Consider the following 14,892-nt stretch of genomic DNA (forward strand, 5'->3'; position numbering starts at 1 on the left):
TACTTTCAACTCTCCTAATTATGCTCATGGCTATTATTGTAGATGCTCAAGTGAACTATTTAGTTTTGGAGAACGCTGAACTCAACGAAACGCACATTTTAGAAGATAACCAGAATGTTAGAGTAGTCACTGAAGATGGCAAAAGGTATAATGGAAGAATGCTCATAATTGATGAAAAGACCATTAAAATAAAAGGTGATTTGATACCATTAGAGCATATTTGGAAAATTAAAAAACACAGCAGGTTGGTTTCGGTCCTTTTTGGAATAGTGATAGTATACGTTTCGTTGGTGACAATAGGAGCAGGAATTCTTATAGCTACCTATGGAGGTGAAGTTGCGTTAGGCACAGGAGTCGGTTTAATTGGAGGATTTGGAATGTATGGAGGTATAAATGGCGTCAACTTATCCAAAGCCTATAAATCAGATCGTGGATGGACTTTTAGTGTTGGCACAGCTGCAGCAGTTCCTGTTTTAGGTGGTTAAGCTTGTTTGTTTAGTTGTACATTTCATCTTCTTGCCGTTTTAGCTTTACACCTTTTCACTCAAATATTTCCAGTACCTTTTAGGAACATGTTGCAAATGCAACTTCATGTTTTTACGAGACTTGATATTGGTACTTTTGAAGTATTGATTCCATAAATCTTTGTAGTTGTTCTCGCTTTCGCGAAAGCTACCAGAAACTACTACTTCTTCACCTTTTTCAGAAACTGTAGTGTTTAAAATGCCTCGCTGGCTTTTAGGTTTATCAAATTCAATTTGCACTTCTTGAACTGAGTTGAGATCATAACTAATTCCAAAATCACGTTTGAGATCATAAATCACCCATTTCTGGTCGGCATAGCGGTTTTTAAAATGATTAGCTATAAGTGGCAATACATTAAAATCAGGTTCCACATTTGCATAATAGATTTCTTCATCGATCATATGAAATCTCACGAAAGCCTCCATACGGTGTTTCTCACGACCTACCATTTTTGCTGCCTGTGTAATCTTTAAAACAGTTGTATTTCCATAATCACCACTTGGTGCTTTTTGATTTTCGAAGGTGATTTTTAAGTATTCGTAGATGGTATTCTCTATTCCGATGATCTCACTCAAAAACGCTCTGTAAATTTGTCTAGAATCATTCTTACTACATAATGAGGTAAATCGTTTCCATACACGTTCTGCCTTTTCTGCATCGGTAATAACATCCATCGTACCACCAAAAAGATCTTTCTGTTCCTGCGATGCTTTTGCGATAATAGGCAGTTTTACTTTATGATCGTAAATAATGAAAATAGCAGTCATTAATCCATTAAAACTACCATCGTATAACAGAGTAAGTGTCATGAAAAGAGGCTTAATTGATTACTAAAGTTCTTATGGTATTTGCTGGTAGAATTGATCATGATCAGGTCCTTAATTTTTGAACTAGTCAGATCTCGAGATTCAAACTCTCTAGAATCGCACGTAATAAAATATTTAGATCGATTCATAGAAATACCTATGGCTTTTAAATGTTCCCAATTCAGTTTTCTATAACGTCTAGCACTTAAAATCTTTCCTACAGACTTCATTCCTATCCCAGGTACGCGAGCCAGCATGCGCTTATCGGCCCGATTAATATCTATAGGAAATTGATCTAGATTGCGCAGCGCCCATGAAAGTTTTGGGTCTATATCCATATCTAGATTTTGATGCGTATCATTAAGAATCTCTCTCACGTCAAAACCATAAAAACGCAGCAACCAGTCCGTTTGATACAGTCTATTTTCTCGCATCATAGGTACTTCTGTTCCTATGGCTGGCAAACGTGAATCCTCTGCCACAGGAATATAACCAGAATAATACACGCGCTTCATAGAAAACTTGTTGTAAAAAAAGTTTGCACTATACATAATATCACGATCACTTTCTCCGGTAGCGCCAACGATCATTTGGGTACTTTGACCTGCCGGTGCATAAATAGGCGTGCTTTTAATCAGCTTCTTTTCTGACTTATAAATCTGAATCGACTTTTGCACTGCTTTCATAGGCTGGATAAAGTCTTTGTGATCTTTATCTGGCGCGAGTAGTTTTAATCCAGCTTTTGTAGGAATCTCGATATTCACTGATAAACGGTCTGCATAGAGTCCAGCTTCTTGCATTAATTCATCGCTTGCTCCAGGAATAGATTTCAAGTGGATATATCCATTAAAATTCTCTTCTTCACGTAGTTTTTTGGCTACTCGTATCAAACGTTCCATAGTGGCGTCTGGACTTTTAAAAATTCCAGAACTAAGAAACAAGCCTTCTATATAATTACGCCTATAAAAATTAATCGTCAGGTCTACTACCTCTTGAACTGTAAATGCCGCACGTTTGATATCGTTAGACTTCCTAGTCACACAATACGCACAGTCAAAGATGCAAACGTTAGTCAGCAAGATTTTAAGCAGTGACACACAACGACCATCTTCTGTATAAGAATGACATATTCCCATACCGCTAGAGTCGCCTAGACCTTTATTCTTATTCGTTCTTTTACTACCACTGCTGCTACAACTTACATCATATTTTGCAGCATCAGCCAGTATTTCTAATTTCTCTTTTATTCTCTCGTAGTTCATATTCATCATCCGCGCAGGCGGATGTCTCATTAAATTAAGCACCTACACCAGATGCAAATCACTTTCCTTGTCATGCCGCTGCATAGTGGCATCGGCTAGTTTTATCTTAGAGCTTATTAACCTGGCTTACTCGATTTTCTTCCTCCACCAGGTTGATGAATCGCTCCAGTTTCAAGCGATAATTCTGGGTTGCGTCTACCATTTCCATTTCCCATACGCCGATCTCGCAAACTGGCTTGTTTATCGAGTCGCTGCATCGTTTGTGGATTCTCCTCTGCATAGCGAGGATCTTGAATGTAATCTGCTTTTTTCATGTCTTGTACCTCTATTGAATAGAAATCAAATTCTTCTACTACCTTTCCATAAATCATGTAAATACCGCTTCCGCGAAAAGTAATTTTTGCAGCCACCGGTGGAAACATAACCGTATCAAAAAACTCACCTCGATGGTCTAGAAATGTGCCGAATTGCATGCGCTTTCCTTTGGCGGTATTGGTAGTTTTGATATTCACCACATAACCATAAATCAAAATCATCTTATTATTATAATCCATCATTTCTTTACGACCTAGCTGGTTCTTAGGCGGCTCTGTCAATAAATCAAAATGAGAACATAATGGAAAGCCTAATAATTCAAATTGCTCAAAAGCCAGTTCTTCCTTTGTTGTAGCGAGTTTTGGGATTTCTACATGTCTGTGATTTGGTACAAAAAGTTTGCTTTGCAATACTTTTTTAGGTGTTTTATCCAGCTTATAATGCGCTTGCCACAACAGCTCATACCGATCGGTATTTGTGAATCTGAAGGCGTCAATTCGTATCAAAATAGAAAGCTGCTCGATACTAATAAGTACACGATTAATAAAATCTTCTAATGATAAAAACCACCCATTTCTATCACGCTCTTCTACAATCCTGAGAATGGTACGACGCTCTAATTCTTTTAAATAACTCAGTGCGATATAAATAGTTTTACCCTTTATAATGCAGGCAAGATCACTGTTATTAATACATGGCGCTTCTATAATACCACCACACATTCTAGCCTCATGAACATATAATTCTGGTTTATAAAAACCACCGCCATTGTTAAGTGTTGCGGTCATGTATTCTAGCGGGAAATATCGTTTTAAATACAAACTCTGGTAACTTTCTACGGCGTAGGATGCAGAGTGACCTTTCGCGAAAGCGTAACCAGCAAAACTTTTGATCTGGTTCCATATTTCTCTAGATTCTGCTGGGTCATAACCTTCTTTTAAACAGTTATTAAAATAATTATCCTCTACTTTTTGAAACTCTTCTCGAGAACGGTACTTACCACTCATCCCACGACGCAATACATCTGCCTCGCCAAGATCCAGTTTTGCATAATTATGAGCGACCTTGATCACATCTTCTTGATACACCATGATACCATAGGTTTCTGGCATAATACTTTGCATGATAGGATGTGCCTCTTTGCGCTTTTCTGGATAGCGCGTGCGTAGAATAAACTCGCGCATCATCCCACTTTGTGCGACACCAGGACGTATTACCGAGCTGGCAGCAACCAGGCCTATATAGTCGTCTGTTGCAAGTTTACTAAGCAACATTCTCATAGCTGGCGACTCGATATAAAAACAACCGATGCACTTTGCTTGTGAGATCATTTTATTGATGCTCTCATCTTTCATGAACTTTTTCACGTCGTTATGAACGTCCATAATCTGTGCATCTGGTTGATTGTGTTTTACAATCTCTATCGCATCACGTATTTTTCCTAGACCACGCTGCGCGAGAATGTCAAATTTGTGAATTCCAGCGTCCTCAGCAATATGCATGTCAAATTGTACCGTACGGTAACCTTTAGGCGGCAAACTGGTAGCACTGTAGCAATGAATAGGCTTATCGGTAATGAGAATCCCGCCAGCGTGAATACTGGTATAATTAGGCATTCCATGAATGAGGTTGCTGTATTTAAGTACCAGATCATGCATTTGATCTTTTTCATGCGCTCGCAACTGACCGCTGGTGAGTTTATCAATTTCTTCTTTAGGAAGTCCAAACACCTTTCCTAACTCACGCATCACAGCACGCACTTGAAACGTATTGTAAGTAGCGAGTAACGCTACATTATCAAATCGGTCAAATATAAACCTAGTAATATCTTCCCGATCATCCCAAGAGAAATCAATATCAAAATCTGGCGGACTCGTTCTATAATCATTGATAAACCGCTCAAAATATAAATCCAGATCAATAGGATCTACTTCTGTAATACGCAGTAGATAAGCAAGAATACTATTTGCTCCACTACCACGACCTACATAAAAATAACCTTGCTCACGAGCGTAAGCACAAATTTGCCAATTGATCAAAAAGTAAGCAACAAATCCTTTTTTCTGGACGATTCCTAACTCCTTTTCTATACGCGCATAGACGTCTTTTTTATCCTCAACTTCTGCATAGCGATGCTCGACTCCTTCATAGGCAAGTCTTTTAAGCTCTTTAAAATCGGCAGCCTCATCTGTAGTAAATACACGCTGATTTTCATTGAGTTGTGCATTCTCAAAATTAAAATTAATCGAACATTGCTCAAGTAATTTATTAGTATTCTCAATAATATGAGGATAGGCTTCAAAAGCTTTTTCTAATTGATCCACTGGAATCATTTGATGCTCCATTTTACCTTGTTGCTCTTCTGGCAACTGACTTAAAAGAATATTGAGATCGATACAACGCAACAAACGGTGTGCATTAAAATCACGCTTGTTTCTAAAAGTGGTAGTCTGAAGAACGACTAGTTTACCCTCCATTTTTACATACTCGGTAAAAGGAAGCTTGCGCAAACTTGTTAGAGAAATTCCTATGTATTCGCTTTCGCGAAAGCGAGATACCTCCAACTCTTTAATACGTTCTAATGGATAGATCACAAATGCGTTCTCAAATGCAGGCGCACGATCTGGTAATGGTATTTTATTTTCTAAGTAGTGCGATAAAAACTCATTCAGCTCTTGAAAACCTTTGTTGTTTTTTGCAATTCCTACATACAATTGTTGATGCTCATTTCTGAAATCTATACCTATGACGCCATGTAGCTTATGCTTTGTGCAAAGTCTTATAAAGTTGAGACAAGCGCTGGTATTATTAATATCGGTAAGTACGATGGTGTTCAACCCATTTTGTTGCGCTAGCAAAAGCAGCTCCTTCTCATCATAAGTGCCGTAGCGCAAAGAATAATATGTATGATTGTTTAAATACAAATGTGTTTGTGAGTTTGTGAGTTTGTGAGTTTGTGAGTTTGTGAGTTTGTGAGTTTGTGAGTTTGTGAGTTTGTGAGTTTGTGAGTTTGTGAGTTTGTGAGTTTGTGAGTTTGTGAGTTTGTGAGTTTGTGAGTTTGTGAGTTTGTGAGTTTGTGAGTTTTCCAATTTATTGTTGCGGACTTTGTCCGCAACAATAAATTGTCATTTGACATGCTGTTTCCATTCGCTATTTTTTAAATTTTACCTCATACCTCATGCCTAAAATCACTGTTTGCGATGCGCTAGCACGACAGGTGGCAAACCGTTAAAAGGATTATGCATTCTACCTATGGTTTTTGCTTCCATTCCGGCTGCTCTAACGACGGTTCTATCTCCATACTTCTCTCTTATTTTATCTAATGCATTATATAAATTTATGGCTTGCTCGCTATCGTCAAAAAGGTTGATCTGGTAATTACCACTAACAATATGTGAAAACCTGATTCCTATCAATCGTATCAATAATCTGCGTTGAAAAAGTTTGTCAAATAACTCCAGAATACGCGGAATCAAAATATGATCTGCACTGCAGTAAGGAATGCGCATTTGCTTGCTGTAGGTATTAAAATCTGAGTAACGTATTTTTACATTAATACATGCAGTAAGTTTATCACCACGTCTCAATTGATACGCAAGATTTTCAGTCATTGCAATGAGAATAGACTTTAACTTTTTTATATCTATGGTGTCTTTATCAAAAGTTCGCTCAGTAGATATAGACTTGCGTTCATTAAAAGCCACGACAGGACGATTATCTACACCTTGCGCACGCTGCCATATCAAAGAGCCGTTTTTACCTAAAACGTTTATCATCATTTCTTGCGGCATTTCTTGAACGGTATGAATTTTTTTAATTCCTAGATGCCTTAAAGTTTGATAGGTCTTATCACCTACTTGCGGAATCTTCTTGATAGAAAGTGGTGCGAGAAAACTTTTTTCAGTCCCATAATCGATAAGTAATTGATTATTAGGCTTTGCCTCGCCAGTAGCAATTTTAGAAACTACTTTATTAATAGAAAGGCCGAAGGAAATAGGAAGTCCTGTTTCTTTGATAATCTTGTTGCGCATCTCTGTAGCAAACTTATAGCAGCCATAAAAGCGGTCCATTCCTGTAAGATCTGCATAGAACTCGTCGATACTAGATTTTTCAAATAATGGAGTTTGCTCTTTAATGATCTCAGTTACCTCATCAGAATGTTTTGAATAGGTTCCTGCGTTTCCACGTATTACAACCGCTTCTGGACATAACTGACGGGCCAATTTCATAGACATGCCGCTATGCACACCATAACCACGCGTCTCATAACTACAAGCCGCTACGACACCACGGTCACTAGTTCCACCTACAAGAAGTGGTCTAGCTTTAAGTCGTGAGTCGATCTTCCTTTCTACAGAAACGTAGAAAGTATCGAGGTCCAGGTGCATGATGTGTTTATCGTTCATAATATTTTCCTGTGTAGGCAGGAATCTGTTTTATAGAATTAAAATCCTTTTAATTTTATCTGTCATTCCGCTGTAGAGCAGAATCGGTTTGTTTTATCTCGATCTTAATTACAATCTCGATAGATGTTGTATTTTTTATTTCAAATCGTTTTTGACACTTCGATAAACTCAGCGCATCGCTATCGCTCAAACTAACACTGGTTTGTCATTCCGCTGCAGAGCGGAATCGGTCTGTTATTTCTCGAGATCATGTAGATTCTTGATCAATTATGGTTTATGACTAAAACCTGTGAGGTTGCCCACAAGCTTTTTACTCTACTTCCTAACTTTTACAATGGGCGAAACCTCACAGGTTAAAACTGCCGCTTTCAAACCCATCTTCATCGGGCTGAGATTGACAATTTGTATTTTAATGATCTGTAATACTATTTTAAAACAAGTGGTCAAAAAACCTCACAAGATTATTCTTGTGAGGTTTAAGGCTAACTCGCTTTATATTTTATGTATTCCTAAGAGTTAATCTGCCATGTTTTTGATGACTAGATCGTTTACTGTAGGTTCCATAAAGCTTACAAAGCCTTCTTTTTCAATTTCGTTTTTAAAGTGTATGCCGTTTTGCTGTAATACTTCATGAAGTGTGTGATATACTTTATGAATCAGATCTTCGGTTTCGGCCACTTTATCTGACCATGATTTTACTTTATGAACCACTTTCATAGTAGCTTTTTTACTGTTTTGACGAGTGATTACCAGCTGTTCTACTCGTTGTGCTAGTTCTGTTTTAATAAGTTCTATGTTCATATCTTGATACATTTTAAAATAAAACAAATTGATCTCCTTCTACCAGACGCTCTTCTCTAATCACATATTCATCTTCCTCGGCAAACTTGAGTCTTTCATAAAGACAGCGATCATAATCTTTGAATAGTTTATCACCAGTAGGTTTTAAAAGCTCTAATCCGTTTGCCTCTGGCTTTTTGATTTTTTGAGAGATAGGATACGCATTGAATCCTTTAGAGTCAAAAGGCTGCATCATTCTAGTGAGCTCTTGTACAGAAATATCTGGATTGAGCCATTTTTCTTCATCTGCTCTACTCAATACTACAGGTGCTCTGTGGTGTTCAATTCTTTCTGTCAATCTATTTGCGGCACTAGTAATAATAGCTACTGTATGATGTAATTCTCCTGTTAATGGATGCTGCCAGGTATCGTGAATTCCAGCAAGAGCAAAAGGACCACGATCACGATTAGGATAAACGAGGTAAGGCTTGTTGAGCTTTTCTTGCTTTGGACCTTCTATAAAGGCGTCTACAAGAACAAGACAACGTTGCGATTTAATCGCATGACGAAACATAGGTTTATTAAAAATACCCATTGCTCCTTTATATGTAGTACTATTTTCTGGATTCAAACTTCCTTCACTACGTGCATTAATCATATACGTCTGTTTGTGTGCCCAGTGAGGTGTATAACCCAAAATAAACATTTGTATATGATTAGGTTGTGCACTCGTGATGACTGGTATTTTATTACCAGCACTGATATTCACGTTTTCTTGAAGTACGGCACCTTTCGCGAAAGCGGCATTAAAACGCTTTTCTAACTCTACCGCTGGTGTAATTATCGTTGCTCTTCCACACATAATTATTAGTTTTATGGAATATTTCCAAGAACTATTCCGTTTCACATGTCAAATATATGGAAATATTCCAATATTATGGAAATATTCCAGTGTTAAAATTGGAATTATTCCTAAAACCTTTATATTTGTTTTATGGCACAAGAGATTTCAACAGAGGCAAAGCGGTTCAAACAGGTACGAGAGGACTTGGGAAAAACACAAAGTGAGTTTGCAGACTTGCTCGATGCAGGTAGCACAACGGCAGATATTGAACGAGGTAAAAAGAAAATTACCGGCAAGATCGTGACGGAATTATTGCGACAGTTTAATGTGAATCCTTTATGGTTGTACGGGAATAGTTATAATAAGTATCTAGAAACAAGTACCAGTACAGCGCCTAAAATTATTACCATGGACACTAATGATCGTGAAAATATGATCATGGTTCCTATAAAAGCCAGCGCTGGATATGCGAGCAATGTACAAGATACCGATTGGTATAACGAGTTGCCCGCCTTTAATATACCGTTGCCACAATATAAAGAAGGTAGTTACAGAGCTTTTCAAGTAAAAGGTGATAGTATGTTACCTGTCTTGCAGCCTCAAGAATGGGTTATGGGAAAAGCTGTAGAAAGTGTGCGCATGGCAAATGATAATCGCATTCATGTTGTAGTTACTGCAGAGAGTGTTCTCGTTAAAAAATTACGCAAATCAGAATCTCCAGAAGCGATAAATTTAATTTCGCTCAATCGAGAGTATCCTGTAATTGAGCAGCCAGTTGTCGAAATCAAAGAATTGTGGGAAGTGAATTCTAAATTAAGCTTTGACCTTGATGTTCATGAAGGAGAAGAAGCAATGATTTCTCTTAAGCAAGGATTAGATAGTTTACGTCAGGAAATCCAGAGCATAAAAAAAGGAACTTCTTAAGAGGTTCCTTTTTTTTATAAGTACTGGTAACGATCAATCAGGGTCGTTTTCTGTTGGGTTTGTATCATAAGTAGATTCATTGCTGTTATCGTTGGGTACATCATCACGCAACTCTTGCACTTCTACTTCTTTTTCTTCATCTCTACAGCTCATTAAAACAGGAGATACTAAGAATAAAGCTATCGCTATATAAAATACTTTTTTCATCTTATAAAGTTTATGGTTAGACCTAAAGATAAAGACTCCTAGCGATTTGAAACCTTAGATTTATCTTAATTTTTATTAAAAAAGTTAATTATTTTTCCGCTTTCGCGAAAGCGGAATATCTTAGAACAAAACACCATACATGAGCTTCTATAAACTTTATGATTTCTTAAGAGACTTGCAAAAAAACAACAACAAAGAATGGATGGACGAGAACCGAAAGCGTTATCATGAAGTGCGCGATTGGTACATCGACTGGTTGAATCAGCTGGATATTGAATTAGGAAAAGTTGATCCAGATTATATATCTACTGATGGTAGAAAAGCGATCAATCGGATCAATAATAATTTGATGTTTCATCCAGAGAAGCCGATTTATAAGGATCATTTTGGCGCTGGAATGGATCTCAACGAAAATGGTAAACAAGGCGATTTTTATATTCATTTAGGAACAGAAGAATCCTTCATCGCTGGCGGATTCTACAAACCTAAAAAGGAATTACTCGACTCTATACGCGATGCGATCGATTACAATGGAGAGGAATATAAAAAGATCCTCAATAAAAAATCCTTTAAAGAAACCTTTGACGTAATCGATGATGGCGATTCCTTAAAAACGGCTCCTAAGGGCTATTCTCAAGATCACAAACATATAGAGTTGTTGCGCATGAAAACATTTGCCGTGCAACATGATGTAACGCAAAAAGAAGTAACACAAGAAGATTTTATGCAACGTTGTGTAGATGTTTATAAAGAAATGATTCCTTTCAGAGCTTATTTAAATAAAGCGGTTACGGTATAGATTAATCCCTATAATAAACCTTAAATTCTGCGCCCATTCCATAATCGTTATTTCCTGATCGTACTAGTTTGCTATTAGGATTGTAGCTCAAATCAAATAATTGCCAAGTCTTATTATTGAAGAAAATACGTCGTACCCAAGTGTTTTTACCTTCTATTTCTGCAGTAAATGGTAGTAAAGGTCGGTAAGTGGTAGATACTTTCTCCACGCCAGATCTGGTTTTTATTTCTCGGTATTTTTTGGCTTTGATCAACTTTCCCTGAGGATCTGTATAACCGAGAACTTGTATGGAAGCAAAGATTCCATTTTGTGGAATGTTGATTTTAAGTTCTTCTATATCTAGTTCATAGGTTTCTTCACTCGTTTGATCAATAATAAATGTTTTTGAAGGATAGAGCGATCTGCGTTCTGGACTGCCATCTTCTTGTACATCATAAAATGAAACTCTAAACATAGTAGAAAACTTACGTAGTTTTCCCTTTCTGCTTTTCTGACTTTCTTCGAGAACTACAGGTAATTTCAATTGTGTAATTTGTGTAGGTTCACCATCGTAACGATCAAATCTTACAGCTATCTCACTTTCTACCGTTGGTAGCCAGCAATCAAAATAATTATCGTGACCTATTTCTTTTTTCTTTCTGTTTTTATATTTCCCTGTGAGTTCAGCAGTTAAAATAACGGTATCTAATTCGTCTGCTTCTTGAGATAGAAATACTTCTGGCTTCAAATCAGAAACCGCAACGCCTAAATCTGCATAACCGATGCTGGAAAAAAATAAAGAATCTACATCTTGATACAATTTCTTTGAAAACCGAAAACTTCCTTCATCGTCTGCAAAAGTTCCTTTACCGTTACCAAAACTTATAGTCGCAAAGGCAATTGCTTCTTTAGTTTCTGTATCTTTTATGGTAATGTCTTGACTTTTTCCTAATTGAACATTAAAAAGTAGTAGACTAATCCAGAATAAGTTCTTCATTAATTGATTTTAAATATGTTACAATCTCGCGTGTTGCGCCGGTATTGCTATTGATCCAGTGACCACAAATCATTCCAGTTTTATCTCTAAAGTGATCATCTTCAAATAATTTGTTTGTGATGGATTCAAATTCAGCAGGATTTTTCACTGAAAATAATCCACCAAGATCTTCTAGCTTACTGGCTTCAGGAAATTTTGAGTAATTCTTGCCTATAATAACAGGAACGCCGTAAGTTGCTGCTTCTAAAATATTGTGCAAGCCTTTTGTTCCCATTGCGCCACCTACATAAGCAAAATCTGCATAGCTGTAGGCTTTAGTTAATAGACCTATTGTGTCGATGACTAAAGTTGATTTTTTTGTAAAAGCTGTTGAAGTGTTTTCTTTTAAATCACTCCATTTTACCATCTCATACTGAAGTGATTTAGAAAGGCTCTCAATAGCTTGATCGTGCACTTCATGTGGAGCAATAATGACCTTATACTTGTTTGTTTTGTCATTTTCTTTCAACCAGTTTTTCATGATAGAAATATCTTCTGCCCAGGAACTTCCTATTACAAGACATTTTTTTTCGTTTACAAATTCGTCTAATAAACTCACCGAATTATCTCTTTCTATGAGTTGACTGGCACGATCAAATCTGGTATCGCCACTGACGCTTGCATTAGTAAAACCTAATTTTTTAAGATTGGTTAATGAAGATTCATTTTGAAGAAAAAAGTGGTCAAAAGACTCTAGCGCTTGCACCATCCACTTGCCATACCATTTGTTAAAAGACATTTTATCTCTAAAAACACCGCTCACTAGAATGGTTTTACAATCTATTTCCTTGAGCGCATTAAGATAATTAGGCCAGAACTCGTACTTCACCATAATAGCTAGCGAAGGTTCTACCGTTGCTATAAATTTATTGACATTACTTACGGCATCTATCGGTAGATAGCAAACTACATCTGCTAGAGGAGTATTTTTTTTGTTTTCATAACCGCTAGGTGAGAAAAAAGTAAGTACCACTTGATATTCATCCCGATTAATTTTTTCTAGAACTGGCACTACTTGTTCAAACTCGCCCAGACTTGCTGCGTGCACCCATATTTTAGGCATGGAAGATTTCACTTTCTGGTCCAGAATATCCCAAGTACGTTCTCGACCTTGTGCTCCGAGTTTCAGCTTTTTATTAAAAGCTCCAGCTAGTGGTAGGCACGCTTTCGCGAAAGCGATAAAAACATCATACAACTTCTCCAAATCAATCTATTTTGATCAAAAATACTATAAATATAAAGGTTATGGGATTCCTATCAATAATGCTTATTTTTACACGTATACAAGGCATTCTAGCCGAGTAGAAAACAATTCAAGCAAATGCGTAAAATACAGATGGTTGACCTTCAAGGTCAGTACGAAGGAATAAAGGATCGAGTAAATACTGGTCTTCAAGAAGTAATAGAATCGGCAGCTTTTATAAATGGACCTGAAGTTCATGCTTTTCAAAAAGAGCTGGAAGATTATCTAGGTGTAAAACATGTGATCCCATGTGCCAATGGAACTGATGCGCTTCAAATCGCAATGATGGGACTAGGTTTACAACCTTGTGACGAAGTCATTACTGCCGACTTTACTTTTGCCGCAACCGTGGAAGTGATTGCGCTTTTGAATTTGACACCAGTTCTTGTAGATGTAAATCCTTATAACTTCAACATAGATACTGAAGCTATTAAAAAGGCGATTACACCTAAAACTAAGGCGATTGTACCGGTTCATTTATTTGGCCAGACGGCAAATATGGACGAGATCATGGCCATTGCTAAAGAGCATGATCTTTATGTGATAGAAGACAATGCACAAGGAATAGGTTCTAATTATATGCATAGCGACGGTTCTAAGTCTAAAACTGGAACGATAGGAAACGTAGGAACCACTTCTTTTTTTCCTTCTAAGAATTTAGGAGCTTATGGAGATGGTGGCGCGATTTTTACAAATGACGATGAGCTGGCACATATTATACGTGGTGTGGTAAATCACGGTATGTACGAGCGTTACCACCACGATGTAGTAGGTGTCAATTCTAGACTGGACGCTATGCAAGCCGTAGTGTTGAGAGCAAAATTACCTCATCTTAACGACTATAATAATGCACGTAGAGATGCAGCGCGCAAATACACCGCTGCTTTTGCACAGGAGGAAAAGATCATCACACCTATAGTTTGTGACAATTGTGACTGTCACGTATTTCATCAATATACGTTAGTGATTAAAGATGCAGATCGTGACGGACTGGTAAAACACTTGCAAACAAATAACATTCCTTGTGGTGTGTATTACCCAATACCACTACACAAACAAAAGGCCTATCTAGACGATCGCTATAAAGAAGAGAACTTTGCTGTGACTAATCAGCTGGTAAAAGAATGTATTTCTTTACCTATGCATACCGAGCTCGATGACGAGCAAATTAAATTTATTACCGATTGTGTCAAGGAGTTTTTGAATAGTTAAGCTATGAGCAATCGCCATTTGACGGTTATTATTATAAGAATTGCAGGGATTTTTCTTTTTACAAAGATTTTTGATCATTTTGCTGTTTACTTCTTCTCCATTTTTTCAGCATCTATGATGAATTTATTTAGGGAAACGATAAATAACCCAATTGAAAGGATTTACGCTTCAAATATATTTCTATTAATAATAAATATTTTTGTATCTCTATTTTTGATCCTAAAGGCAGAATGGGTAGCTGGAAAACTAGTTAGAAATGAGCAGTCTATATCAATTGGTATCAATGCAAAATCGCTTACAAAAGTGATTCTTTTAACTACGAGTGTCATATGGTTAGCGCGAGCTATTTATCTTTTCCCTCATGCGGTAAATTATTTTATATCTATTTATGAAAGATATACTGATATTAAAAACGCTCAGCCCTATGATTTCGAGATAATGTCTTATATATTAAAAATTTCATTAGGGTTATTTCTAATCTTGAGAATCGATAGAATCACGAATTGGATTGCAAAAAAAGGCAACTTGTAAGTAGGTCTCATAATTGATAATAC

Annotated in this window: 14 protein-coding genes; 5 read left to right on the forward strand and 9 right to left on the reverse strand. The window is 37.0% G+C overall.

The features are described 5' to 3' along the window. The first annotated feature begins 20 nt into the window (after window positions 1–20). On the forward strand, window positions 21–485 hold the full coding sequence (locus DDD_RS05465; RefSeq protein ID WP_015361784.1) for a hypothetical protein: 465 nt from the start codon (window positions 21–23) through the stop codon (window positions 483–485). 45 nt (window positions 486–530) lie between these two features. Here DDD_RS05465 and DDD_RS05470 read toward each other — a convergent pair whose 3' ends face one another. From DDD_RS05470 to DDD_RS05495, 6 genes are all read right to left on the reverse strand, one after another. After that, window positions 531–1,334 (reverse strand): TIGR03915 family putative DNA repair protein, encoded by an 804-nt coding sequence (locus tag DDD_RS05470; RefSeq protein ID WP_015361785.1) that lies wholly within the window; start codon window positions 1,332–1,334, stop codon window positions 531–533. Then, window positions 1,331–2,593 (reverse strand): putative DNA modification/repair radical SAM protein, encoded by a 1,263-nt coding sequence (locus DDD_RS05475; protein WP_041567343.1) that lies wholly within the window; start codon window positions 2,591–2,593, stop codon window positions 1,331–1,333. Before DDD_RS05475 ends, DDD_RS05470 begins: the two co-directional genes overlap by 4 nt. A 116-nt stretch (window positions 2,594–2,709) precedes the next feature. Continuing rightward, window positions 2,710–5,832 (reverse strand): DNA polymerase III subunit alpha, encoded by a 3,123-nt coding sequence (locus DDD_RS05480; protein WP_041566959.1) that lies wholly within the window; start codon window positions 5,830–5,832, stop codon window positions 2,710–2,712. A 264-nt stretch (window positions 5,833–6,096) separates the two neighbouring features. Next, window positions 6,097–7,314 carry a DNA polymerase IV gene (gene dinB, locus DDD_RS05485; protein ID WP_015361788.1) on the reverse strand — a complete coding sequence of 406 codons (1,218 nt, stop codon included), beginning with the start codon at window positions 7,312–7,314 and terminating at the stop codon, window positions 6,097–6,099. Window positions 7,315–7,830: 516 nt separating this feature from the next. Continuing rightward, the gene (locus DDD_RS05490) at window positions 7,831–8,115 is read right to left on the reverse strand and encodes a hypothetical protein (protein WP_015361789.1); all 285 of its coding nucleotides are present in this window, start codon (window positions 8,113–8,115) and stop codon (window positions 7,831–7,833) included. A 13-nt stretch (window positions 8,116–8,128) separates the two neighbouring features. After that, entirely contained in the window at window positions 8,129–8,956 is an 828-nt protein-coding gene (locus DDD_RS05495) for an SOS response-associated peptidase (protein ID WP_015361790.1), read from the reverse strand. Window positions 8,957–9,088: 132 nt separating this feature from the next. Between DDD_RS05495 and DDD_RS05500 the strand changes: the two genes are divergently transcribed. Continuing rightward, entirely contained in the window at window positions 9,089–9,862 is a 774-nt protein-coding gene (locus DDD_RS05500; protein WP_015361791.1) for a LexA family transcriptional regulator, read from the forward strand. A gap of 33 nt (window positions 9,863–9,895) precedes the next feature. On the opposite strand, the gene DDD_RS17945 is transcribed toward DDD_RS05500, so the two are convergent. Continuing rightward, window positions 9,896–10,069, reverse strand: coding sequence for a hypothetical protein (locus DDD_RS17945; protein ID WP_015361792.1), 174 nt, complete (start codon window positions 10,067–10,069; stop codon window positions 9,896–9,898). Between the two features lie 139 nt (window positions 10,070–10,208). Between DDD_RS17945 and DDD_RS05505 the strand changes: the two genes are divergently transcribed. Continuing rightward, window positions 10,209–10,868 carry a DUF2461 domain-containing protein gene (locus DDD_RS05505; RefSeq protein WP_015361793.1) on the forward strand — a complete coding sequence of 220 codons (660 nt, stop codon included), beginning with the start codon at window positions 10,209–10,211 and terminating at the stop codon, window positions 10,866–10,868. A gap of 1 nt (window position 10,869) precedes the next feature. Here DDD_RS05505 and DDD_RS05510 read toward each other — a convergent pair whose 3' ends face one another. Continuing rightward, window positions 10,870–11,844: a peptidase associated/transthyretin-like domain-containing protein gene (locus DDD_RS05510; protein ID WP_015361794.1), complete on the reverse strand. Its 975-nt coding sequence runs from the start codon at window positions 11,842–11,844 to the stop codon at window positions 10,870–10,872. Then, a complete protein-coding gene (locus DDD_RS05515) occupies window positions 11,822–13,087 on the reverse strand; it encodes a 3-deoxy-D-manno-octulosonic acid transferase (RefSeq protein ID WP_015361795.1) in 1,266 nt (421 codons plus the stop codon). The genes DDD_RS05510 and DDD_RS05515 overlap by 23 nt, the downstream gene beginning before the upstream one ends. A gap of 117 nt (window positions 13,088–13,204) precedes the next feature. On the opposite strand from DDD_RS05515, the gene DDD_RS05520 reads away from it, so the two are divergent. Both DDD_RS05520 and DDD_RS05525 read left to right on the forward strand, forming a co-directional pair. Continuing rightward, window positions 13,205–14,338 (forward strand): DegT/DnrJ/EryC1/StrS family aminotransferase, encoded by a 1,134-nt coding sequence (locus tag DDD_RS05520; RefSeq protein WP_041566961.1) that lies wholly within the window; start codon window positions 13,205–13,207, stop codon window positions 14,336–14,338. A 3-nt stretch (window positions 14,339–14,341) separates the two neighbouring features. Beyond that, window positions 14,342–14,869: a hypothetical protein gene (locus DDD_RS05525; protein ID WP_015361797.1), complete on the forward strand. Its 528-nt coding sequence runs from the start codon at window positions 14,342–14,344 to the stop codon at window positions 14,867–14,869. Window positions 14,870–14,892 lie beyond the last annotated feature (23 nt).

Source organism: Nonlabens dokdonensis DSW-6, from assembly GCF_000332115.1.
Classification (GTDB): Bacteria; Bacteroidota; Bacteroidia; order Flavobacteriales; family Flavobacteriaceae; genus Nonlabens; species Nonlabens dokdonensis.